Below are 22,773 nucleotides of genomic sequence, written 5' to 3' on the forward strand. Positions count from 1 at the left end.
AGAGGAATCGAGTTGAACGAACGCATCTCACATGGCTACCTCGCCGGATTCAATCGCCCGTCCGCCGTCGGAAGCGGCGTCGACAGACGCGAATCGGCTCGAGGAACAAACCGGAAGGAATCGACGTACTCCATGGTCACCAGCCGGCGATCATCTTTGGCACGACGAGGAAGCGGAACACTTTCACGTCCGACCAGCTCATATCGCTCCTGCATTCCCTGCAGCCAATTTTCCAGTCCGGAACGATCAAACGCATATCGGTCTTCCCGGTAGAGAACGCAGCGAAGCGGTCGATCGACCGTCACTCGGCTCTCGTCGCCTGAGTGCAATCGGCCACGACTGACTTCGATGGCCCGGTTGCAGTAGTAGTGGGCCGACCAGCTCAGTTCCTGATGCTGCTCCGGGACAAAGTCCAATCCCCAGTCGCTTTTCAGGCAAACGACTTCCTCGGCAAAGTGAGTCCCCGGCCAGAAGGCCTGTGCGAACGCGCGAGCCCGTTCATCGGATCGCGTTTTGTAAGGGCTGACCAGGTCTCGAGCGATGTCGCCAAAACCAACTGCCGCCAGAATTACGGCCCCCCAGACGAACCCGGTTTTTGCCGAGTAACCCCACCGCGTCCGCAAGTCGAGCAGTTGAACAATCCCCACCGCCGCCAGACAACAGATCATGGGTGCCAGGTACTGCGAAAATTTGACATGACCGCCGTACGGATACTTTTGCAGTGCCGCCGCCAAAAAGTGAAGACTCGCTGGCCCCAGCAGCAGTCCCAGCCAGACAGACCGGCGCTGCGACACCAGTCGCCACAACCCTGCCAGGCATAAGCATAACGTCAGCGAGCTGGCCCATTTCGGCCCGCCTAACGGATAGGCCAGAAAGTCACTCGCGTGAGTCTTCAGCATCCAGTAAGGCAGTTCCAGGGGCTGGCGGACCGGTGGAAAATTCTGCTTCCAGTACTCACCCATAAACTCCGCTTCTGCCCCGCTTTGGACTTTCCCCACAAGCGTGAACCAGACACCAAAGCTCAATACAAGAGAGACATTCCAGCCCACCCAGCTCAACCACTCAGCCCGGCTTCCACGTTGAGCCAGCAGCAGACTGCCCACAACCAGACTCAAGCCACCTCCGGTGAAGACCGCAGGGTACGAGGCCCCCAGCGCCAGCGGCATCAGTGCTGCTAAACCCCACAGAATTCGCTGGTCGCGTCGTTCAATCCATTCGACGACCAGCGCCAGGATACCAAGCGACAGAAACAGGTCTGTGCCGTACGGTTTGGCCTCGGCTCCGTAACGGATACCGGGATAGGACACTGCAAAGATCGCCACGGCGAATAACAGACCGGGTCCTGAAAGTAGCCGCTGAGCCACCCGATGAAACAGGACCAGACTGAGCAGCGAACAGACGAAAGGGACCAGCCGGAGTGCATATTCCGAGAAGCCAAACATTTGCACGCAGGCCCGTTCGGCCCACAGAAACAGCACTGGCGCAACCTGATGGTAGTCCAGGGGATTCAAAAGTTCGGCGTAGCTGCGGTTGATGAAATTGACGCAGAGAAAGCTCTCATCATCCCACAAAGGAAAGCACAGGTAGTACCGGATCGCCCGCGCAAGAAATCCGATCAAGAGAAACAGACCGAGCAGGCGACTGAGTGAAAGTCGATTAGGAATGGTGACCGACGCCGTTTCACCCACGTCCCCCGCAAAACCGAGCGGAGACGTCTGGTGATCGGTCTGGGCGGGCTGCTCTCCGGCAAACCATTGCCACAATGTCTTCATCGGCGCGTCCTTTCGCCGTCTGCGTGATCGTTAATGTGCCATCGAGAAAGATCTCGAATAGATGGCTTTTAATCGAAGTTGCCATTTCCGACAACAGGGGTGTCCACTCCGGATTTCCTCCGGCCCGCGATCATGGCCAGCGGACCGTCCCACGAGTGGCGGCGGTGATCTCTCGCGGATGGATCTTGAACTCGCTGGTTTCGATCACATCGACGATGCCCATTCGTCCAACGCGCATGCTGTCCGGTTGCACACTGTTGCACCAGACAACTCGTCTATCAGGACTCGGCGACGTTCTCTAGAATGAACCGACTTGCTGGGACATGATTGCGCGACTGTCGTACGGCTGATGGAATTTGAGAATCGAGATGAACTTGTTGCTGCACATCGGACGGATGGTAAGTCTCGTCGGTTTCTGCACCTTTCTTTTCGCCAGCTCGCCGGTGAAAAGCATCGCGGAATCACCCCGAACGCGCACCACGTTGCAGGTCATCCAGGATCGACATCAGGAACGATTCCGCGAATTCTCACAGCAGCTCGAAAAGCTCGCCGTCTTCTGTGACGGAAAGTCCCTCACCGAAGCTGCTGAACTGATCCGGTCGCGCATCATCGTTCCCGATTCGCAGTCTTTGCGCGTCGACAAACTTCCCACCGAAGTGCGACCTGAGATTCCAGCGGGAGTGGTCGGGGACGAACGATACTGGCAGACGCAGCTCCGTAATCTGGAAAGCGAATACGCCAAAGACCTGTACAAGCAGTCTCGCGGTGCACTGCATCAGGGCTTTCCCGGGTATGCCTATAACCTGGTTCGCGAAGCCGCCATCCACGATCCCGACCACGCCCAGGTTCGTAAGATCCTCGGGTTTGTCCGCCTCGGCAAAGAATGGGTCACACCCTTCGCCTTTAGCCAGATCGTCACCAAAGGGAACGTCTGGAATGAAGAATTCGGCTGGCTTCCCCGCGCTCACGTCGACCGATACATCGCTGGCGAGCGGAAATTCAAAGACCGCTGGATCTCGGCCGAAAAAGAAAAAGAACTCCGCCGTGACTTCTCATCCGCCTGGGAAATTCGCACGGACCATTACCAGATCAAGACCAACGTCAGCCTGGAACAGGGAGTCGCGATGGGGAAGGCGCTGGAAGATTTCTACGGTGTCTTCCATGAAACCTTTGCGGGATTCTTCCACACGCCCGAACAACTTCAAAAAGTCTTCGACGGCACGGCCAAGTCTGTCCGGGTCGACAAACCCTACACCGTCCATTTCTATCGAACGCGCGAAGAGTATCTCAATCGGCTGAGGAAGTTCTTCCCTTCCATCGACCAGACAAACGGGGTCTACATGACCAGCGACAAGGTCGCCCACTTCTATCATGACCCGATGAATGACAACGAGGGAACGCTGTTTCACGAGGCGACACATCAGTTGTTCTTCGAAAGCAACAACGTCAATCGCACGATCAGTGAGCGGAGTCACTTCTGGATCATCGAAGGAATCGCCTGCTACATGGAGTCGTTCCGCAGCCGCAATGGTTCGTTCTCGCTCGGCGACCCGAAATACATCCGCTTCGTCGGCGCACGCCATAACCTGCTGGAAAAAGGCTACTACGTTCCGTTACGAGAATTCTCCAGCTACGGAATGCAAGACTTCCAGAGCTCTGTTGACCTGGCCAAAAACTACACGCAGGCCGCAGGGCTGGCTCGCTTCTTCATGCACTATGACAACGGTCGATACCGCGAAGCCATCGTCAAACATCTGTCACAGCTCTACAGCAGTGACGAACGGACGAGAACACGAGCCAGCAGTCTGGATGAACTGACGGGGGTCGACTTTGTCGAACTCGACCAGCAATACGCCGAAGATGCGCGAGCCACCGAAGAGATCCTGATGTCCCGCTAAGTGTCTCCGTGCCGGTCTCAGTCCGTGCTCGCTCGGATTTTGACGGTGGCGTACTTCGCAATCAGTGACTCACCGCCACTTCGAACGTACTGCCACGTTCCATCCCCTTTCAAGTCCAGCAGGCGCTCCTCAATCGAAATCGGAGGCAGGATGACGCCAGTATGCTCCAGAGCAATGCGATCCTTCGAGGGACGATAGACATATCCGCGAAAGTCGTCTCCGATCTGGGTGCTGACGACCACCAGCTTTTCGCCCGTACCAAATAAGTCCAGCGACTGAACCTGCCCGTGGTGCATCTTGAAATCGGGATGAACATGGCCGACCGTCTCGATGACCTGGGCGGCCGAGAGAACAGGTGATTGGTCTTCGAGTTCCCCCTCGTTCAAGACGCAATAGATTCCACTGCCGGGACGTGGGTCGCCGGAACCGTAGGTGGCCCCGGCCAGTACCAGATCAAGCCGTCCGTCCCCGTTCAGATCGACGGGTGCCGCGACAACACGGTGATGCAGGCGAATGACTTCTCCATGGGAGTCCTTCAAGGGACCGAACGAACGAAACTCAAACCGGTTGTCCACCCCCAGGTCCTTTTCCAGCCGCAGCAGGTAGAGCAAACCTTTATCTGTCCCCACAATCAGATGCTGTTGGCCGCTGCCGTCATAATTCCACAACGCAGCCCGATGAAAGCCCCACTTTTCCAAGTGCTGCATGTCGGTTTCGCCTTCAACCAGGAAGATCCCGTTCTGATCGAGAAGCGGAAACGAAGTCGATGAGAGCTTCGGCTCACCCTGTACGGTGGTGATCTGTCGGAACGTCCAGAAGGTGTCGTTTTCCAGCAGAAACCGACGCCCTCGATGGTCGGTCAGGATTTCCGTGAAGTTATAGCCCCGCGTCGGTACGTTCTTCCCACTCAGCCAGTAGTCAAACCGAAATCGGGGTTTAACGCCATCGCTGCTCAGACGCTTGCAGTACGCAATGTCACAACCGCGAGACAACAGCAAATCGGGCCCTCCGCCTGTCTCGACCAGCGTCAGCACCGCATGGTAGTTGTAGGGGTCATAGCCTTCGTCGGGCAGCCCTTCAATCGTCACCTCGCCATGATCCTGAAAGATCGGCTCATTCTCGGCACCGGTTTTGACCTGCTGCAGGAAGTGGATCTGATTTCGCTCCATCCCCCCCACGACGATCAACCCATGCGACCCGGTGACCTCATTGTGGTACATCACGGGACGAGCAGCACCCCCTGGATAACGGATGCCATTCTCTGCCGCCGTTCCCATCAGCAGCGTCTCGCCCTGTTCATCTTTCAGCAGATGTTTGGGACGAGCGAACGGACGACCGTCTCGCTTGTTGTAGAGACGACCTGCAAAGGCTGGCTCATGTCCCTCGTTTCCCGTATGGGGCATGTACCAGAGTTCGCCGCCCCAATCACCAAAGATCACACCCTCACCACCATCGAGAGACCGGTAAACTGTCGGATAGGCGTAATTGAAGTCCTGGGGCCAGAGCTGCTCAGGATTCGACGACAATCGATACTTCGGATTGACAAAAGGAATATTGAGCGGCGACCCGTCCGACATCAACAAGGGCTTCTGAGCGACCTCCAGCCGAATGTCGGGGTACTGCCCCGCCTTGCGCAGCAGTGAAACATTTCCCAGCCGGTCGCAACCGATCAGCAGTTCGTGCCCGTCGGTATCGCGGCCCCAAGGCTCGACCATCAGAACCACATGCCCCAGTTGATCGCACAACCGGATTGGCTCACCGAACGACTGCAGGTCCTGAGAGGGATACAGATAGACGCCGTCCCATAAACGGCCAATCAGTAAGTCGCGTGCATCGGGACTGGACCAGGAAACGACGTCGGCACTCACAATCATCCCAAAGGAGATCCGTCCTTCATCCGTACGAAGTTCAGTTAACGGTCCAAACTCCACGACCGGTGGTGCAGCGAAAGCCGGACTCAAGAACCCCACGGATGTCAGGACGATTACACACCAGGCCGACCACCGATGTCGCATTTCTCTCTCCTCAATCGCCAAAGGACTTTCAACACGAGAATGACCGCCGCTCGTCGAAACTCGGCTTTGAACGGGTTGTTCAAGGCTCTTGCCAGGGGATTCTGCCTGCCTGCTGGATGTGACGCCGCAGCGCCGCCGAGAGTTCTTGATAGACCCGCGGTTCCTGCGAGGTCAGATTCGTGGTTTCACCCGGATCGGATTTGAGATTGTAAAGTTCCAATGGCTTAAACGGACTGTCCTGAATCAGCTTCCAATCGCCTCGAATCAGTGCTTCGATCGTCTTTCCTCCGTAGGGGGGACCTCCTTCGCGACGAACAAAATACAGGTCACGCGTGGTGTTCTCCTGGACCTGACCGACCAGGGTCGGCAGAAAACTGATTCCCTCCGCGACCGGAACAGCTTCGACCCCGGCCGCGTCCAACACCGTCGGGAAGATGTCCATCGTCAAGGCGATCCGGTCCGTCCGGCTCCCTGCCGCAATACGACCGGGCCAGCGGACCATCGCGGGGACACGTAGCCCCCCTTCGTACATGTGTTGCTTCTCGCTTCGCCACGGCCCGTTCACCGCACCATGACCGAGAACCCCGCCGTTGTCGGAGGTGAAGATGACCAGTGTATTTTCTGACAGATGCAACTTTTCCAGCCGGTCGAGCACGCGACCGATCCCGGAATCCAGGTGTTCAATCAGTGCGACGAGTGAGGCTCGTTTGTCCGCGATTCCCGGGACGCGTTGCCGAACCCTTTCGACCCATTCCACCGGCGGCTGAATCGGATCATGGGGCGCGTTGTAGGCAAGATACAGGAAAAACGGAACGGCCTGCCCGGACGCATCCCGCACTGCCGCCCGCCCCGTCAGATAGTCACAGGCCCATTCCGTGAACAGATCAGTCGCATGTCCCTGAGGATCGATAACCTCGCGATTCCGCCGCATGAAGTTCTGGCCGCCTCGCAGATGAGTCCAATAGTCATCCATCATGTCGCCGAGGAACCCATGAAAGTCATCAAAGCCGCGCTCTGTCGGCGTGTTGGGTGACTCCAGACCAAGATGCCATTTGCCGATCAGGGCCGAGTGGTAGCCCGCTGCTTTCAACGACTGCGGCAACAGGACGGCAGCAGGATCCAGCCAGCCCCAGGAATTATCGACCGTATGCCGGATGACACCCGGCACCCCCACCTGATCCGGATAGCGCCCCGTCAGTAAAGCAGCCCGAGTCGGCGAGCAGACGCACGAATTTGCATAGAAGTTGTTGAACGTCATCCCTTCGCGCCCCAGCCGGTCGATCGCCGGGGTCAAGATGTCCGGAGTTCCAAACCCCGAGTAGTCGCCTCGCCCCAGATCATCCACCAGAATGACGATCACGTTCGGACGCTCCGCCCCCTCCAGCGTCCTCAGCGCGAATAAACAAACTGTGAAAAGCCCCAGCAGCGAAAGAGCGCGAAACACCATTTGTTCAACTCACCACGCGAGTACAAGAACAGCCAGGCAATACATCCAATCGACAGATCTTCGCATGAAACCACTCACAGCCGTAGCGTAAGTAAACCTGTTCTCCAGGGACTCGCAGAATTTACGACCTTCACGACAGAGACGATCGGCTCGGCAAATTAATCCAGACACCACATCGGACGTTGCACGCGACATCGACTCCGCAATATACCGCGAAGTCCACACGAGCGCCGATCGTTTCCAACTGGCCGAGACAAACCTGAGGTGATGAAGTTGAGCCACGCACAGACGCAGAGTTTTCCGCGGAGCAATCACTGGAAAGACTAAAGTTGTCGAGTTTCTTCCGACTGCCGTGGGAAGGAGTCGGAGAACCTTGCTCCACATTGCTCCTTCAGGCGAACAGCCGCGAGCCACTCAATACTTGATACTACCGCCTGTTGCGTATCTGCGGCGAGCCACCTGCAGTTCAATCCTCTCCTTCATCATCCAGTCGTTCAGAGGATCCTCCCGGCCATCCACCGGCTGACGGACAGCACGCTCATCGCACGCCCCGTCAGTGGTAAACATCATTCTCCTTTCCCGCCGCTGAGAATCAGTTCCGTCAGTTCGTAGACATTGGTCGTCGGGTTGTGACCAGGAGTTCCCACGGAGAGGGCAAGAGCGTCGAGTCGCGTGGCCCGCGTGACCGCCTGCTTGTATCCATGCACGTAGCGTGGAAAATCGACCTGCTTGACGTCCTTGTCGTAGTTCGAATCAAGGCTCTCAAGCAGGCTTTGCACGTTGTCGCGGTGCTGCATCCCGGGACTGTCGGTCAGGTGGAGGACGAGCCACAGTTCAAAGCAAGGGTTAGAAATCGCCAAGCGGATGCCGTTCGCTGCCGCCATTTCCTTCGCATCGGAAACACGAGGATGATCATCGATGTCAAAAACACACCAGACCGAATCGAATGCAATGTTCTGATCTTTCTGACGTCGAGCGTTCTTCTCGATCTCGCGTTTGTACTGACTCGCAAACTTTACCAACGAGAATGGTACCCCTGTTTCCTTGGCGACCTCCAACTTCATCAGTGCGTTCTTGTGGTAACGAGCGAATTTTTCGAGGTACTGCTTCTCGGTTTTCTCGCCCTCGCAAAAGACAAGCACCGTCGGCCTGGGATCTCGAAAGGGCTCCCTTCGCCCCGGTTTTCGATTGCGGTTAGGGCCCTTCATTCGACATCTCCGGCAGGAAAACGGAAGTCCCCCAAGAACGGGATGGCCCCATACCTCCCCTGGATATACCCACGCTCAATGTTCTCGTCCTTGCGCGGCTTGAAATCCGTAAGTGGATAAAGGACGGTTGCGCCGCGAGCATCTTTTTCGGTCAACCAGACCTGATCCCGTCTCAGCGCCGGTTCGCCGACCAGTGTCCCCAGCAAATTCGTGTCGTGCGTCGAAAAGATGAGCTGGGCATTCCGCTTATTGATCTCAGGATCGTTGAACTGCCTCACGATCAGATCGGCCAGCATCGGGTGCATGCTCGACTCAAGCTCATCGACAAGCAGCGTTGAACCGGTTCGAAGCGACCGCAGGATCGGAAACGCCAGCCGGAAAAGCGTTCTCGTCCCCCCCGACTCTTGCTCCAACGGCAGCCACGCATCATCCGATTCGGACTGATGCTTGAGTTGGAACCGGCTTCCACGAAGCGGCCTTCCGGCGCCGGTCAATTCATCGCGATTGAGTCTCACGTCAACAATGCCGATATCGGCCGCTTGAAGCATCGCTTTGAACTGGTTGAGTACGGACTCCGGTGGATCTTCGTCGAACAGAGTCCGTTGCCGACCCTCGCTGGATTCGTCGAGCATTTCGACGAGCTCTCGCTCGTCACGATATTGAGTGGAAAGGACCCGACGCGGAGCTGCCGGGCCGCCCGTCAGATTGAGCGAGTGAATTGACCCGAACCACGAGAAAAGCGGCCATAGCTGGGAGTGTCGGAGTTGGGCGGCCGCCGAAAGAAAGAGAGCGTTCGGACGCGTCACCCCTTCGATCACCTTATTCTCGCCTTTGAGATTCTCACCAAACTTGAACTGATCTCCCTCACGCTCAAGCCAGATCTGCTTCTTCCCGTTAGGCCAGGCGTAAATCCACTCCTCAACAAAGGCAACGTCGTTGCACAGAAATCCGTACTGGTAGCGAATCCCTTCAATGATCATCTGAACTTCGAAAAGCGAGAGCTCTTCCCGCTTTTGGCCCCAAGCGAAGGGTTCCCTCGGAACTCCTTCATCAGGCCCCCACAAGCGATGAGAAAGATTCACTGCTTCTTTCATATACGTGAGCGCGGCAAGGACGTTGCTCTTTCCGCTCCCGTTAGCCCCGTAAATTGCGACGACGGGAAGAAGCTTCATCGATTGATTCGGGACTTCCCTCGGCCTGCTATCAGTCTCATCTCCGATGCGTGCCGCCTCCATCGAGAGCGCCTGCTCATCCCGGAGCGATCGATGATTCTCGACGCGGAATTCGATAAGCATACTGGGGCCTTTCTCCTGCCGCAAAACCGCTTTAATCCAATTATGCGAGAAAAGCCCACGCAAAGCGACATTAAACACGGGTTTAACACCGACTTTGCGAAACAATCGCAAGACTCACAACCTGAAGTTCAATCGGACTTTGCAGTCGAGTGTCAATCGGCTGAGCGGCACTTGCCTGAATACCGATGGTCTTACTCGCGGGCGACTTAAAGTAGCCCGGTGCCACAGACCAGGTGGGATTGAATGCCACGAGCAGCGTCTGACGAAAAACGCTTTCTATCTGCCAGGCTCACTATCAACGGACACAAGCCAGCCGCTTATTCCATGGACTACAGCAAGGTTTCCTGATCGCTTGCAGAAAAGGCCCACAGGATCGAGACGGCCAGGACGATCAGCAGCAGGAAATTGACGGTTCGAAGGGTTTCAAATTCCCGCGAGCCCACGGTGATCTCGCTGATCAGAGGCCCGACGGCGCCAGCCAATGAGACCGCCATCGTTTGATGAACGTCCCGGTTCGGTACCTGGAAGACAACGAGCCAGAAGAGCGCCAACGAGGCAAGACATCCGATGCTCAGTCCCATCATGGCTCCCGACGCCGTCCCATAACTTGCCCCAACCGTGTGCATCGCGAAGGGAAGGACCGTCGCAATCAAGCAAAGAACGAAGCTTCCAAGCTTCTGGAGATCACTCATTGTACTACCTCGCGGGACATGAACTCGTTCGACCCACATGAGCGTTGGGCTGGACCGCACCGGACACAGCAACGGCTATTGCAGCGCAACAGGGCCATGCCGGATGGGATTCAACTCAGATTGTGTTTCGAGACGTAAACCGGATGACGTGAAAATCAAAGATGGGCTGATCGTCTGCGTTCGACATCCTGCCACTGTGCGGTACAAACCTCAATTCTGCAATACGGAAGATGTGTTCAGGTATTGAGAATGTGGAACTTTTCACGCCTCAATAACGGCGTGCCACTGAAGACCCCATTCGCCCTTGCGATGGGAAATCACAACAGGAAAGTTGCCATCGAACGGTTGAAACGCAGAACGTCTGAAGGTCGCCGGTTGGACAGACTAACCTGCCGGACTTAGCGGCGCATTCCAGTTACCAGGTTCCAGGACAACGAGCGTCGATCCGTAACCCCTGTTGTGACTATGTGCCCCAGACGCTCGACGGAGCTTCTGGGGCACACGGAAATCGGCCCCGCTGATGTTCTGGCGGGGATGCACGTCAGATCACGTCTGGGCGATCAGTTCAGCAGGATCTGCAGCGGGGTTATGGACCTGCTGAAACAGGTCGACTCGGGGGGATCCATTCATGGACGCAGGGACCGGGCATCCGAGCGCGTGCAGCCAGGTCGGTGCGAGGTCAACGAGTTCGACTGGCTTTTCGAGCTTGCCGGGACGGATATTCGGGCCGGCCGCAACGAATAATCCTTCCGGGCGATGGCTGCCGCTGGTGGGCCACGTCATGAACTCGCGGACGCGCTCGGAAAAGATCTCTTGGTCTGCGGAAAGCGTTTCGGCGGGCATATAACGAGCGTCCCGCCACTCGATCACCAGATCCGGTGCCATTTCCACTCCCTGATCGCCGAACAGCGCTTCACGGCGGTGAACATCGATCACGGCCGATTCACCCGTTTCAGGATCAGTCAGCTTCCGCAGGGCGGTGATCAGTTCATCGCGAAGTGGCTCATACTCTTCGGGCCTGACAATCCCGTGCTGCTCACGCCCGGCGAGGTTGATGTAAATGTTCCCCTCGCCCTTGCCGCGGTGGTAGGCTCGCGTCCGCGACCAGTCAATATGATCGTGTGCGATCCGGCGAAGCACCCACTGCTTAAAGGGCATCGCATTCGCATAGAAGAACAGACTCCGGGGCAGATAGCGCTGCGCGTTGGTCCGGATACTGGTCAGCAGGCGGGCTGTCGCCGACGGCCCTTTGCGACCTTCGGTACGAGCCAGGAATCCATTCTGCTCGAGCCAGTTCTGCAGGCGAACGCCCGCCTTGATCGGACCCGCGCCGCATTCCGAAATCACAAATAATGTGTCTGTCGGTTCGAGAGCTTTCATCAATGAGCCGATCAACACGTCCGCGGCTGCAAACGTTTTCTCGGCAACTTTCTCTGTGACGCTCCCTTTTTCCTCCATGTCTTTCCAGAAATAGTGCTGTGCAAAGGCACTGCCACTGTTGTAGGCAAACAGAAATCGCCAGTCGTCGCGGTGAACCAACTGCTCAAGCAGGGATTTTTGCCAGACCGTCTCGTGCGGAAGCAGTTCACCGTACGTCGCCTTGCCCTGCCCCCCGGGAAAGATATCTTTGTGATGATACCGCCCCAGACTGCTGGTCAGTTCTTGAAACAGCTCGCGCGGGTGTGAAATGGAAGGATGCGCTCCGGGAGCATCCTGACCGGACAATGTGAAACCGGGAATCTTCGGCGGTGGATATGTCATCGGGACATTGACCCAGCCTGATGGCAGATCATTGCTGGCGAGGACATCCCACAATTTGGGGCCTTTTACGTCGGAACCATGGACTTCGAGGAACTTGCCTCCGTCCTGCCGTTGCCAATAGTCGAAAACGCCATGACTGCCGGCACGGCGTCCGGTCAGAATCGTCGCCCACATCTGCGGTGTCAGCAGATAAGGAATGGAATAGCGCGTATGCCCGCTCAATCCTCGCTTCATCAGTCGGGACAAATTCGGCATCACCCCCGCATCACAGAATTGCTGGACCAGTTCGGGTGAGGCCTCGGACAGAGCGAGCACCATAACTCGGCTCATAGTTTTTAAACCCCTTCTCTCGCAGGTTCCTTCGCATCGGCCGATTGTGGGAACTCTGGTTGTACCAACTCGACTTCACTTTGTTTCAACACTCTCGATGACCCCGCCAGTAACGGCGCCGTCGCACTGGCCACCTGACGCCAGTCAAACCGCCGCCTGAACTCCGCGATTTGCGCATCAACGTCTCTCTGCGAATGGGGTCGTACCCATTCCTGCTCCAGGGCGTCCCGCAATCCGTCCTCAGAATCGACCGGGAACAGACGCCCGAAATTCTGACAAACCTCTTTGTTGCTGGGGATATCACTGACCACCAGTCGCGCGCCCGAGATGCCTGCCTCAAGGAGAGAGAAAGACATTCCCTCGTGCGACGACGGCAGGACAAACAGCCGGGTATGACGATAGAGGGCAACCAATTCGTCACCGCATACGACCCCGGCTCGCAGGATGCGGTCTTCGTGCCCTTGGCACAGGCTTTCTATCAGCCGCGCATAAGGTCCGGGGTAATCGGGCTCGCCAGCAAGCACCAGCTTTGCAGATGAGGGAAGCCTGGCGGTCAGAAACGCGGAAATCAGTTGATGAAAATTCTTCTCGGGGACGAATCGACCAACCGCCAGTGCATACGAGTCTGGTGAAATCGCCAGGTTCTCGGGAAGTTTTTCCGCCGCTTCGTCACAGGGAGGGCTCACCCCGTTGGGAATCACCACACTATCGCGACGTCCCGTGGCGGCCGCAAATTTTTCCGCAATATCCGAGTTCAGGCAGACAACCGATTCCGCGTAGCGGGCACAGAAATACTCGCCCAACTTCAGTATGCGTCTGGCCAGAAAGTTCCATTTGACACGGTCGTACTCGGCCCCCATATGGCGGACGATGATCCGCAGGCCCAGTAGTCGCGCCAACGGAAGGGGAAGACACGAACTGAGGCCATGCACGTGAATCACCTTGACCCCCATCGCGTAGGCGGTGAGCACAGCCATCATGGAGTAAAGGGGGGTTTCGAGGCTGCTGGATTTCAGAATCGGGATTCGAACCAGGTTGATGTTCTTACAGTCTTCCAGACCCTTCGACGGTTTCCGCACGAAGATGGTGATCTTGAATCGGTCGGCGGGAAGGTGGCGGTAGAATTCGGAGCAGTACCGCTCAATCCCTCCTTGAAGAGCTCCGATCCCGCGTGCTCCAATCACGCCCAGGTGTAAGCGGTCTTCTCTCGAATGAGGCATCAGGGAGCCCCTGTACAAACTGGTGAGACGTCCGCCGCGATCTCTTCGATCTGCTCAGCAATACTTTCCCAGCGACGTAATTCGCCAGCGGCAGCACGCACCGGGTCTGAGCGTTTCAAAGCGCGGGAGATAGCCTGGACGAATTCCTCGCCCGTTTCGGCAATGGCGATGCCCCGGTCCTCGAATGCGGGCAGGCGCGTACCAACCGCAGGAAGTCCCGTTGCAGCAATTTCGTTCAACTTGATCGGCTCGATGGCCTGAGTCCAGGGAGTCACTTTGTACGGCAGAATTGCGACATCCAGGGCTCGCCAGCGCGCAGGCATGTTTTCATGGGGACAGGCAGGAAAGAACTGGATGTTGGGAAGTCGACGCAAGGCCGAGAGGTCATCCAGTTGCGTGCCCCCGAGGATGAACTGGACGTGAGGCATGGCCCGCACGACGTTTTCCAGCAATGGAAAATCGATTGCGTGTTCGCGCAGGTCTCCAAAGAAACCGACTCGCGGTGCGGGAATCGCCTGAAACTCCTCCGCGATGGGTCCCTCGGGACAGAAATGGTCGAGGTCTGCACCGTGACCAATGTAAACCGAACGACCGGTCGCGCGTCCCATCTCTGCTTCATACAGCGAACGACTGGCGTACAAGACGGCGTCGGATTTGCGAAACAGTAACTCTTCCTTGGCCGCGACGACGTTGTGGTCCGAGTACTGGAAATCGGCGTGACGATCGCTGCGGTTGTACAACAAAGCGCTGCGGTCCAGTGACAGCGCCAGATCGGCAAATGTGGGCAGCGTGATCAGGACCAGAGGGCGATCGAACCCCAGTCGTCGCGCGTTGTACTGAATCTGCGATCGCAGACCGCCGTTATTAAACTTCCCCAGCAGTCCGGAATAGGCGGGCCAGAACAGGGGCGTATAGACAACCAGATCCAGTTCAGGAATTGGCCGGGAAGCAATCCGCGACATGCTCCGGAGCTTGCGGCCAATCCGTTTGATCAGCGATCCCCCCAGACTCCGTTTGGCGGACCGCATTCCGATACTGTTCACGAACAGAACCGGATGAGACTTTGCCAGCACCCGGGCAAGCTGCATATCGGAATGACCGTGGGAATGGGACCACCAGTCAAAGATGCTCAATATGATGATTCCCCGCCCCATCACCTCGTACCCCTGCACAACTAAACGCCTGTTTCTGCCACCGTAAAAATCAAACAGCCGAACAGTCAATTATCATTTCCGTGAACGACTGAAAGGACACGCGCGAGCGTACGGTTGTAATGATTATGACGCACAACGAGTCTCGTAAGTGCGATCGCGAAACAGTGCCATGAGTACAGGTATACACTCCCACCAATGGATTCAGTCTGGCGCCTTACGACAAATCATCTTGACGCATACCCCACGCCTCCGTATTATCCATCTATTCTTGTCGCTATTTTGTCGCAACTCTGAAAGGGAAAGCTGGATCATGCTCGTTGCATTGCGGTCTGCGTTGCGGAGGAAGCTGCGTTGCAGTGGCGGGGACGGTATTGCCAAGACGCCCGAACATCTGCGCCACGATGCAGGCAAGGTCCGCTTGATTAGGTGCTCAAGATGCTCACGCTTGCGCACCTTGAGCATCTAATGGAAACCCCTGAAAAAGAGCGGTTTCTGCAATTAGATGCTCAAGGTGCTCAAAGATGTGCAGCGCGCATTTCGACATCGCAAACTGCGCGGGAGGATTTCCACCAGGAAATACGCGGCTGTCATTGACGTGCGAATTGCGGGGGATACATCAGCCGGGTGCCCTCCGACACGGCCGGTTGGTAACACTCCTCCAGGGAGCAGGTCGGATCCGACCTGACTCAGGAATGTCCGGGATCCGGCGCAGTCACACTGCGGTATTTTCGGACTGACACCCTCTCGACTTGGTGTGTCGAATGATGTAACAAATCAAATAGAAATCGTTTGCGTGAAATCTCAAGTGGAAAGCTCCCGAAATGAAAATCGCTCTCGCTCAACTGAACCCCACAGTTGGGGATATCACCGGCAATTGTCGTCTCATCGTTGAAGCGACCGAGCGAGCTGTGGCGATGGGGGCAGACCTGGTGGTCTGTTCGGAACTGGTCATTTCAGGGTATCCCCCCAAGGACCTGCTGCTGCGCGAAGGGTTCACTGCCGCCTGTGATCAGGCCGTCGAGAAGCTGGCCAGGCAGATTCCTGCGGGAGTGGGACTGATTGTCGGCCACCCCACCGAGTGGAATGTCCCGGCAGACCGGATTGCGAACGCCGCCAGTCTCCTGGAGAACGGCAAAGTCGTCGCCACAGTACAGAAGTCACTCCTTCCCAACTATGACGTATTCGATGAGCGACGTTACTTCCGACCGACAGACCGGATTGCTCCCGTCACATTTCGCGGCCTGCGAATGGGGCTGCATATTTGTGAAGACGCCTGGTGGGGTGAGCGTGATACCTTCCACCATACCGACCCGATCAGCTACCCGGATCCAATCGCAGAACTGGCTGCCGGTGGGATTGATGTCCTGATCAATGTTTCGGCCAGCCCGTTTGAAGTGAACAAGGCCTCACGGCGCGAGGCGATCCTCAAACGGCATGTCAATCGGCACCAGGTCCCATTTCTCTTCGTCAACGAAGTCGGTGGAAACGATGATCTGGTCTTCGATGGCAACAGTATTGTTCTGGACGCCCAGGGGCGAGTCGTTCAGCAACTGAAAGGGTTCGCGCCAGACCTGCAGTTGATCGACCTCGATCAACTGTGCTCCCCCATTGCCGTGGAAGCGGCCCCCGTCCCGGCGCAACTGCTGGATGCGCTGATTCTGGGCCTGAAGGATTACATGCAGAAGTCGGGATTCACCGGCTGTGTGCTTGGACTGTCCGGAGGGATTGACAGCACACTGGCAGCCTATATCGCTGCCGAGGCCTGTGGTGCGAGCAACGTACACGGAATCATGATGCCCAGCCGCTACAGCACCGGACACAGTGTCGATGACGCCGAAGCACTGGCTACGCGACTGGGAATCAATGCCGAAGTGGTTCCGATCGACGCAGTTCACAAGGCCTACGAATCTCTGGCGATCATCGGTGCGGATCTGGCTGCGGCCCCTGCTGGACTTGCCGATCAGAATCTTCAGGCCCGTATCCGCGGCGCAATCGTGATGGTGCGAAGCAATCACTATGGCTGGCTGCCGCTGGCGACTGGAAACAAGAGCGAACTGGCGGTCGGATATTGTACCCTCTACGGCGACATGGCCGGAGGCTTCGCCGTGCTGGCGGACTTGTTGAAGCGGGACGTTTACGCCGTCTGTCACTACATCAACGACGTTCGCGAAAAACGCGAAGTCATTCCCCGGAACGTCCTCGTCAAAGCCCCCAGTGCCGAACTGGCCCCGAATCAGTTCGACCAGGATTCGCTCCCCCCTTATCCCATCCTGGACGGGATCCTCGAGGGCCTGATCGAGCGAGAGGAATCGGTGGCAACCGTGGGGAAATCCTTCCCGATCGAAACAGTCCGCTGGGTCGCGAAAAAACTCGACCGGAACGAATACAAGCGCCGTCAGATGCCGCCAGGAATCAAGCTTTCGGCCCGAGCCTTCGGTAGTGGCCGGCGCATGCCCATGGCGGCTCGCTTTGAGATCGAGTAATCCTCGGCGGCTATGGAGCGAGTCTTGATGGAGTATTACCACCAGCCGCGAGACCACGAGGGATCGATGCCCGTAAACCACGACATTTCATCTGCGGATTCCAGTCGTCAGGCTCCCCCGGTGACGCGTCGTCACTGGCTGAAACGGGTGGCTGGGTCGTTCGTCGCGGGTACCGCGGGGGTCGGTTATTACTCCTTGCACGTGGAGCCGCACTGGATTGAAGTGGTTCATCGCCCGCTTCCCATCCGAGGTCTTCCCGCCGAGTTGGAAAATCGGACGCTGGTACAGATCAGTGACGTTCACATCGGGCACGAGGTCGATGACCGATTTCTGATACAGGCGTTTCAACAAGTGTCGGAATGGGCTCCCGACCTCGTGGTGTTTACAGGTGACTTCCTGACGCTGCACCGGGACGGCAGCCTGCCGATCGAGAAGATGGAGCGTGTGCTGAAGCATTTTCCGCAGGGCAAACTCGCCACACTGGGAATCCTGGGCAACCACGATTATGGACTCCAGTGGAACGATCTCTCTGCCGCCAGCGTCGTTGCTCAAATAGCAGAAGACGCCGGGATCCAGATTCTGCGAAACCGCTCGAAGTTTGTGAGGGGTCTGCAGATCGTGGGGTTTGATGATTACTGGGGCCCCAATTTCGGCGGACCGCGAGTCCTCGCTGACTCGGACTTCAGCCTGCCGACACTGATCCTGTGCCACAATCCGGATGTCGCCGATCTACCGGTCTGGTATGACTATCGCGGCTGGATCCTGTCGGGACATACGCACGGTGGCCAAGTTAAGCCACCCTGCTTTGGCCCTCCGATCTTGCCGATCGGCAATAAGAGATATGCCGCTGGGGAAATTCCGCTGGAGGACGGTCGGCACCTCTATGTTAATCGAGCGCTGGGGCATAGTATGAGAGTCAGAATCAACGTCAGGCCCGAACTGACGGTCTTTCGACTGGTCAGAGAAGAATCGGCCTGATTCAGATACGTCGACGGGTCAGCCAGAAATCATGCGAGAAAAACATGTCGATTTCCCTCGAACTCTATAAGCCTCCGATCATCGCTCCTTCGATGCTCAAGTGCGATTTTGGTGACTTGAACCGCGAAATCGATCGACTGGTCTCCGCGGGGTCTCACTGGGTGCACTGGGATGTGATGGACGGGCATTTTGTCCCGAACCTTTCCTATGGAGCGATGGTAATTGCGAGTGTCAGGGCAAGAACCAAAGCGTTCTTCGACGCACACCTCATGATCAGCGATCCCGCCAAGTACCTGGACGACTACGTCAAGGCGGGATGCGACGCGATCACCATCCATATTGAAGCCGTTCCAGACCCGTCAGACCTGCTGAAGCGAATCCGGGCCGCCGGACTGCAATCAGGGCTGGCAATCAATCCGGGAACTCCAGTGGCCCAGATCGAACCCTATCTCGCCGAATGTGATCTGGTGCTGGTGATGAGCGTTCAACCAGGATTCGGCGGTCAGAAGTTCATGCCTGAAGTGCTTGAGAAAGTCCGCACGCTGCGAACCCTGGTGTCACCTCAGACGCTGATTTCGATCGATGGTGGAATTGCAGGCCCTACGATCGCATCTGCCGCAGAGGCAGGTTGTCAGATCTTTGTCGCAGGAAGTTCGATCTTCGATGAAACCGATTACCGATCGGCCATTGATCAATTGACGCAACTGGCAGTAGCGGCGACATCCCCTGCTCCAGAGAACGGCTAGGGAACTTGGCATCTTGTGCCGTCTGCGACAACCGCCAGACGGTCGCGATCAGAAGGAAGTCGCTATTTGAAAAATTGGCCCTCGTCCTGACAGTGATCAGTTATCAGGACCAGGATTGACTCGTTCACAAACGGGGAACGACTGCTCTGATCGAGAGCTTAATAACCGAGGGTTACTTTCGTGGCTCAGGCCGCTTTCACAGAAGGAAACGCCGATTGCGGCGAATTGCGACCCGCAAGACGCTCGGCCTCTTCATTTATCTCGTCCATCGCCTGTTGAGCAGCGGCGACATATTGGGTCAGTTGAGAACGTGGGGTGTCCTGAGGAATCGAGACAGGACGGCCGGTAATCAGGTAGATCGTCGTGAAGGGCATTGGGATGACGAGATCCGTCCAGCTCCCTTTCACTCGCCACCCGTTCTTCACGACGAATGCTCCCGGCAAAAGTCGACGTCCGGTTTGAGAGGCGATAAACGCGACACCAGGTTTCATGACGCGACGGGGTCCACGAGGTCCATCAGGAGTGACGATAATGTGCTTACCTGCCGTATCGGTCAGCAGTTGTCTCAGTGCTTCGACACCACCTCGTCGACTCGACCCTCGCACGGTCGTGTAGTCCATCCAGGCCATTGCGTCAGCCAGGTAGGAACCGTCCTGATGCTGGCTGACGAGACAGCAGCATCGCTTCCGCAGCCATTTGGGGGCGGCGAATGTTGGCAGCAGCAGGGCATCGTGCCAGACACTCAGCACAAAGTGTTCATCGTTGACCGTTGGATCCATGCGTTGTTCGAGAACGTCGCCCAGGAACTTTTTACGGCATGTCCAGAAGAGGAGACGGAAGGTCGCCACAGCGGTCAATGCGGCAAATTTGGTTAACCAGCGACTTCGAATCTTCACTTGAGGGGCTCCATCGATTCGCAAGGCCGTTCCCTACTCGGGGCCCCTGCGTTGTCGACATCCTTGTAAACAACTTGACTTTGCGAAAGTAACGATCCTACGCGGTCAGCCGAGCAACAGACGGAAGTCCCCGGCAACGTGGTTTACTGACGCCGTCATAAGACCGAACTCTGCCACTCTCACCGCGAGCAAAATCGTGCAGGGAAATCTAGAGGAATTCACGCGAATGGGAAATGTCAATCTGCTCAATCGTGGTTCCCCTGTTTCCACAACAGCCATCATCTGAAATGATTACCACGCACATCCTTCCGCAAGGGGGATCCATGCGATATAGAGACATCACGAGCGATGACTCTTTCAGCGTATTTTTGACTGTTTAAGGTGAACTCAATGACTCTGCAACTTTCGCGTCGCGGCTTCCTTTCGGCATCCGCAGGCCTGCTCGCGACGGCAACCGCCTCCTCAATGACGCGCGGACTCCTGGCCGCTGACGGCAAGGCTCCGCTCTACAAGATCTCGCTGGCTCAATGGTCCCTGCATCGTACATTCTTCGACAAGAAGGCCGATCCGCTGGACTTCGCCAAGATCAGCAAGACCGAATTCGGGATCGACGGGATCGAATACGTCAATCAGTTCTTCAAGGACAAGGCGACCGACACGAAGTACCTGGGCGAACTCAAGAAGCGTGCTGACGATCATGGCGTGACCAGCGTGCTGATCATGTGCGACGGCGAAGGAGCTTTGGGCGATCCCGACGAGAAGCGCCGCCTCGAAGCGGTCGACAACCACAAGAAGTGGGTCGAAGCCGCCAAGTTCCTGGGTTGTCACTCCATCCGCGTCAACGCACAGTCGAGCGGAAGCTACTGGGAGCAGATGAAGCTCGCCGCCGACGGACTGCGACGCCTGAGCGAGTTCGGCGCAACGCACCAGATCGGGGTGATCGTTGAAAACCATGGTGGACTTTCGTCAAACGGCACCTGGTTGTCATCGACGATTCACACGGTCAACAACCCGAACTGCGGCACGTTGCCCGACTTTGGCAACTTCCGGGTTGCCAACAACGTCAACTACGACCGCTACAAGGGAACGGAAGAACTGATGCCGTTCGCCAAAGGGGTCAGTGCCAAGTCCCATGAGTTCGATGAAGCGGGCAACGAAACGAAGACCGACTACCGCCGTATGATTCCGATCGTACTGTCCTACGGATATCGCGGCTGGATCGGGATTGAATACGAAGGCTCAAAGCACAGCGAAGTCGAAGGGATCAAGCTGACGAAGAAGCTGCTCGAAACCGTGCACAACGAAATCGCCTCGTGAGGCATTTCGGTCCCTTCTCACGCTGAGAAGACCAGCTCACCCATGCGAGCAGTGTCTGACTTCGGTCAGACACTGCTCGTTTGCCTGCCCGGCAATTGTCGGAACGACTGACCTCCCGGCGTACGGCTCAGACCCGATGAAAACCTCCCTCCCACTAGGGGAGAGGCGATTCCTGATGTACGACACTTGGGACATCGAGAGTGCCCGGTAAACACGGTGGAACAGGGGGCCAGAACTGGCTGTTCTTTTCAATGAATTCGGCTCCCCAGCGGTAGTGGTCGAACAATCCCGTCGTATCACGACCGAGTAGCCGATAAGCAGCGTAGATCGCCTCAATCGTGGCGAGCCCCCCTTCGGGATTATCGAGAACCTTTGATGACCTCGGGTAAGCCGTAACCAGAGGAGGAAGCGTTCGTACCGGAACGGTGGCTGCGAGCCGCTCCATGGGTTCCACCCAGCGCCAGGTCCCGTCCAGAACCAGTAAGCCGCAATCCCGGTCGGCATCGCTCAGGAGAGGCCCCCCCAACCCCAGTCGAATGTAACCGGGCAGTGCAGGTGGAGTACGGGGATGCTTGTAGAACTGAAACTGGCCCCCCGCGCGGAGGGGATGAACAGTGCATTTCGAGCGGCGTTCTCGGGGATGAACAACGATAATTGTTTGTGGCGGCGTCATGAGGTGCAGGATCGATTAAGCAGGCTCAAGGGTCAAGTCTGCGACTCATCCCCCCCCAAGCCAATCGTCACCACTCAGTCACAGCGATGAACGTACTACCAAAGGAGAACCGTTTCTCAAACCCGGGCGGAGGGGATGGTTCCATTCGAACAGGGCTCGGTCGACTGCCCAAGGACCAGGACAGGCTTCATAATTCGCGCCGAAATCAGCATAATTGCAGGCATTCCTCTATTGGCGGCGGCAGTTTTCATGCAGAACTTGATCGTTTTTTGCCAGCGATGCCTCTCGTGGGTAGAACCCCACGCCGAGTTGTGCCCCGACTGTGGCACAACCATGACTCTGGACCAGCCCGATCTGGAGCCAGACTTACTCGACAGGATCATCGGTACGCCACTCATGCTGGTCGGACCGGTTCGGGTCGAACGTCCTCGTCTGCCAAACTATGGTGATCTTGTGGGGACCAGCGAAGGGATGATGTTTCTGCCCCGATTGCATCGGCGCCTGAATGGGGCGTGGGAAGGGGTGACATCCCACCGCGTCCCCGGTTGGTGGCCTTTCCGGGGTGAGCAATCAAATAACCGCTTTCTGGATTGGCTTCGTCGTCCGGCGAATACTCAACTGGCCGAACCGACCCAGGGCGAAGCTCGCTCCCTGACCGGGTCTCTCTCACAGCGACTGATGGATTCCCCAGGAGCCTTTTTCATTGAACGACGATTCATTCGTGCCATGACCTGTCGGCGAAAGGGGGTCAGACTGGAACGCTCGCCCTATCGAAGCATCACGCTCTTTGACGAATCCCCAGACATGACGCTGCCCGCAGCTCTGGAATTGCTGGAAACTCAAGCAGGCAGGATGGAAGCTCACAAGTAATGACGAGTCTGCAGCCGT

At 56.9% G+C, this 22,773-nt stretch carries 18 protein-coding genes; 6 read left to right on the forward strand and 12 right to left on the reverse strand.

The annotated features are described in order from the left end of the window. Positions 1 to 35: 35 nt before the first annotated feature. On the reverse strand, positions 36 to 1,772 hold the full coding sequence (locus tag ACGY09_RS10075) for a glycosyltransferase family 39 protein (RefSeq protein ID WP_397571438.1): 1,737 nt from the start codon (positions 1,770 to 1,772) through the stop codon (positions 36 to 38). A gap of 368 nt (positions 1,773 to 2,140) precedes the next feature. Here ACGY09_RS10075 and ACGY09_RS10080 point away from each other — a divergent pair, with 368 nt between their 5' ends. Then, positions 2,141 to 3,670 carry a hypothetical protein gene (locus ACGY09_RS10080; protein ID WP_397571439.1) on the forward strand — a complete coding sequence of 510 codons (1,530 nt, stop codon included), beginning with the start codon at positions 2,141 to 2,143 and terminating at the stop codon, positions 3,668 to 3,670. A gap of 17 nt (positions 3,671 to 3,687) precedes the next feature. Here ACGY09_RS10080 and ACGY09_RS10085 read toward each other — a convergent pair whose 3' ends face one another. The 9 genes from ACGY09_RS10085 to ACGY09_RS10125 form a co-directional block, all read right to left on the reverse strand. Next, entirely contained in the window at positions 3,688 to 5,685 is a 1,998-nt protein-coding gene (locus ACGY09_RS10085) for a hypothetical protein (RefSeq protein ID WP_397571440.1), read from the reverse strand. Between the two features lie 79 nt (positions 5,686 to 5,764). Continuing rightward, positions 5,765 to 7,132 carry a sulfatase gene (locus ACGY09_RS10090; RefSeq protein ID WP_397571441.1) on the reverse strand — a complete coding sequence of 456 codons (1,368 nt, stop codon included), beginning with the start codon at positions 7,130 to 7,132 and terminating at the stop codon, positions 5,765 to 5,767. A gap of 414 nt (positions 7,133 to 7,546) precedes the next feature. Further along, entirely contained in the window at positions 7,547 to 7,702 is a 156-nt protein-coding gene (locus ACGY09_RS10095) for a hypothetical protein (protein ID WP_397571442.1), read from the reverse strand. After that, positions 7,699 to 8,340, reverse strand: coding sequence for an RloB family protein (locus ACGY09_RS10100; protein ID WP_397571443.1), 642 nt, complete (start codon positions 8,338 to 8,340; stop codon positions 7,699 to 7,701). The genes ACGY09_RS10095 and ACGY09_RS10100 overlap by 4 nt, the downstream gene beginning before the upstream one ends. Then, on the reverse strand, positions 8,337 to 9,635 hold the full coding sequence (locus tag ACGY09_RS10105) for an ATP/GTP-binding protein (protein WP_397571444.1): 1,299 nt from the start codon (positions 9,633 to 9,635) through the stop codon (positions 8,337 to 8,339). The genes ACGY09_RS10100 and ACGY09_RS10105 overlap by 4 nt, the downstream gene beginning before the upstream one ends. Before the next feature lie 329 nt (positions 9,636 to 9,964). Next, positions 9,965 to 10,327, reverse strand: a complete 363-nt coding sequence (locus ACGY09_RS10110) for a hypothetical protein (RefSeq protein ID WP_397571445.1) — start codon at positions 10,325 to 10,327, stop codon at positions 9,965 to 9,967. A 546-nt stretch (positions 10,328 to 10,873) separates the two neighbouring features. Next, positions 10,874 to 12,418, reverse strand: a complete 1,545-nt coding sequence (locus ACGY09_RS10115; RefSeq protein ID WP_397571446.1) for an alkaline phosphatase family protein — start codon at positions 12,416 to 12,418, stop codon at positions 10,874 to 10,876. A 5-nt stretch (positions 12,419 to 12,423) separates the two neighbouring features. Further along, entirely contained in the window at positions 12,424 to 13,638 is a 1,215-nt protein-coding gene (locus ACGY09_RS10120) for a glycosyltransferase family 4 protein (protein WP_397571447.1), read from the reverse strand. Next, positions 13,638 to 14,771 (reverse strand): glycosyltransferase, encoded by a 1,134-nt coding sequence (locus tag ACGY09_RS10125; RefSeq protein ID WP_397571448.1) that lies wholly within the window; start codon positions 14,769 to 14,771, stop codon positions 13,638 to 13,640. The genes ACGY09_RS10120 and ACGY09_RS10125 overlap by 1 nt, the downstream gene beginning before the upstream one ends. 842 nt (positions 14,772 to 15,613) lie before the next feature. Here ACGY09_RS10125 and ACGY09_RS10130 point away from each other — a divergent pair. Genes ACGY09_RS10130 through rpe form a run of 3 tightly spaced genes read left to right on the forward strand, consistent with a single transcriptional unit; the run spans position 15,614 to position 18,999 of the window. Beyond that, a complete protein-coding gene (locus ACGY09_RS10130) occupies positions 15,614 to 17,275 on the forward strand; it encodes an NAD+ synthase (RefSeq protein WP_397571449.1) in 1,662 nt (553 codons plus the stop codon). 27 nt (positions 17,276 to 17,302) lie between these two features. Next, positions 17,303 to 18,253, forward strand: coding sequence for a metallophosphoesterase (locus ACGY09_RS10135; protein WP_397571450.1), 951 nt, complete (start codon positions 17,303 to 17,305; stop codon positions 18,251 to 18,253). A 44-nt stretch (positions 18,254 to 18,297) separates the two neighbouring features. Further along, positions 18,298 to 18,999, forward strand: coding sequence for a ribulose-phosphate 3-epimerase (gene rpe, locus ACGY09_RS10140; RefSeq protein ID WP_397571451.1), 702 nt, complete (start codon positions 18,298 to 18,300; stop codon positions 18,997 to 18,999). A 185-nt stretch (positions 19,000 to 19,184) separates the two neighbouring features. Here rpe and ACGY09_RS10145 read toward each other — a convergent pair whose 3' ends face one another. Then, on the reverse strand, positions 19,185 to 19,895 hold the full coding sequence (locus ACGY09_RS10145; RefSeq protein WP_397571452.1) for a lysophospholipid acyltransferase family protein: 711 nt from the start codon (positions 19,893 to 19,895) through the stop codon (positions 19,185 to 19,187). Positions 19,896 to 20,285: 390 nt separating this feature from the next. Between ACGY09_RS10145 and ACGY09_RS10150 the strand changes: the two genes are divergently transcribed. Beyond that, entirely contained in the window at positions 20,286 to 21,212 is a 927-nt protein-coding gene (locus tag ACGY09_RS10150; RefSeq protein WP_373650378.1) for a sugar phosphate isomerase/epimerase family protein, read from the forward strand. Positions 21,213 to 21,366: 154 nt separating this feature from the next. On the opposite strand, the gene ACGY09_RS10155 is transcribed toward ACGY09_RS10150, so the two are convergent. Beyond that, the gene (locus tag ACGY09_RS10155) at positions 21,367 to 21,885 is read right to left on the reverse strand and encodes a hypothetical protein (protein ID WP_397571453.1); all 519 of its coding nucleotides are present in this window, start codon (positions 21,883 to 21,885) and stop codon (positions 21,367 to 21,369) included. Positions 21,886 to 22,218: 333 nt separating this feature from the next. Between ACGY09_RS10155 and ACGY09_RS10160 the strand changes: the two genes are divergently transcribed. Continuing rightward, positions 22,219 to 22,755 (forward strand): hypothetical protein, encoded by a 537-nt coding sequence (locus ACGY09_RS10160; RefSeq protein ID WP_397571454.1) that lies wholly within the window; start codon positions 22,219 to 22,221, stop codon positions 22,753 to 22,755. Positions 22,756 to 22,773: the final 18 nt, after the last annotated feature.

Source organism: Schlesneria sphaerica (assembly GCF_044336245.1).
Lineage (GTDB): Bacteria > Planctomycetota > Planctomycetia > Planctomycetales > Planctomycetaceae > Schlesneria > Schlesneria sphaerica.

Excerpts from the sequence above, each read along its gene's own strand:
- ACGY09_RS10075 (WP_397571438.1), bottom strand. The coding sequence starts at position 1,772 with ATGAAGACATTGTGGCAATGGTTTGCCGGAGAGCAGCCCGCCCAGACC.
- ACGY09_RS10080 (WP_397571439.1), top strand. The coding sequence starts at position 2,141 with ATGAACTTGTTGCTGCACATCGGACGGATGGTAAGTCTCGTCGGTTTC.
- ACGY09_RS10085 (WP_397571440.1), bottom strand. The coding sequence starts at position 5,685 with ATGCGACATCGGTGGTCGGCCTGGTGTGTAATCGTCCTGACATCCGTG.
- ACGY09_RS10090 (WP_397571441.1), bottom strand. The coding sequence starts at position 7,132 with ATGGTGTTTCGCGCTCTTTCGCTGCTGGGGCTTTTCACAGTTTGTTTA.
- ACGY09_RS10095 (WP_397571442.1), bottom strand. The coding sequence starts at position 7,702 with ATGATGTTTACCACTGACGGGGCGTGCGATGAGCGTGCTGTCCGTCAG.
- ACGY09_RS10100 (WP_397571443.1), bottom strand. The coding sequence starts at position 8,340 with ATGAAGGGCCCTAACCGCAATCGAAAACCGGGGCGAAGGGAGCCCTTT.
- ACGY09_RS10105 (WP_397571444.1), bottom strand. The coding sequence starts at position 9,635 with ATGCTTATCGAATTCCGCGTCGAGAATCATCGATCGCTCCGGGATGAG.
- ACGY09_RS10110 (WP_397571445.1), bottom strand. The coding sequence starts at position 10,327 with ATGAGTGATCTCCAGAAGCTTGGAAGCTTCGTTCTTTGCTTGATTGCG.
- ACGY09_RS10115 (WP_397571446.1), bottom strand. The coding sequence starts at position 12,418 with ATGAGCCGAGTTATGGTGCTCGCTCTGTCCGAGGCCTCACCCGAACTG.
- ACGY09_RS10120 (WP_397571447.1), bottom strand. The coding sequence starts at position 13,638 with ATGCCTCATTCGAGAGAAGACCGCTTACACCTGGGCGTGATTGGAGCA.
- ACGY09_RS10130 (WP_397571449.1), top strand. The coding sequence starts at position 15,614 with ATGAAAATCGCTCTCGCTCAACTGAACCCCACAGTTGGGGATATCACC.
- ACGY09_RS10135 (WP_397571450.1), top strand. The coding sequence starts at position 17,303 with ATGGAGTATTACCACCAGCCGCGAGACCACGAGGGATCGATGCCCGTA.
- rpe (WP_397571451.1), top strand. The coding sequence starts at position 18,298 with ATGTCGATTTCCCTCGAACTCTATAAGCCTCCGATCATCGCTCCTTCG.
- ACGY09_RS10150 (WP_373650378.1), top strand. The coding sequence starts at position 20,286 with ATGACTCTGCAACTTTCGCGTCGCGGCTTCCTTTCGGCATCCGCAGGC.
- ACGY09_RS10155 (WP_397571453.1), bottom strand. The coding sequence starts at position 21,885 with ATGACGCCGCCACAAACAATTATCGTTGTTCATCCCCGAGAACGCCGC.
- ACGY09_RS10160 (WP_397571454.1), top strand. The coding sequence starts at position 22,219 with ATGACTCTGGACCAGCCCGATCTGGAGCCAGACTTACTCGACAGGATC.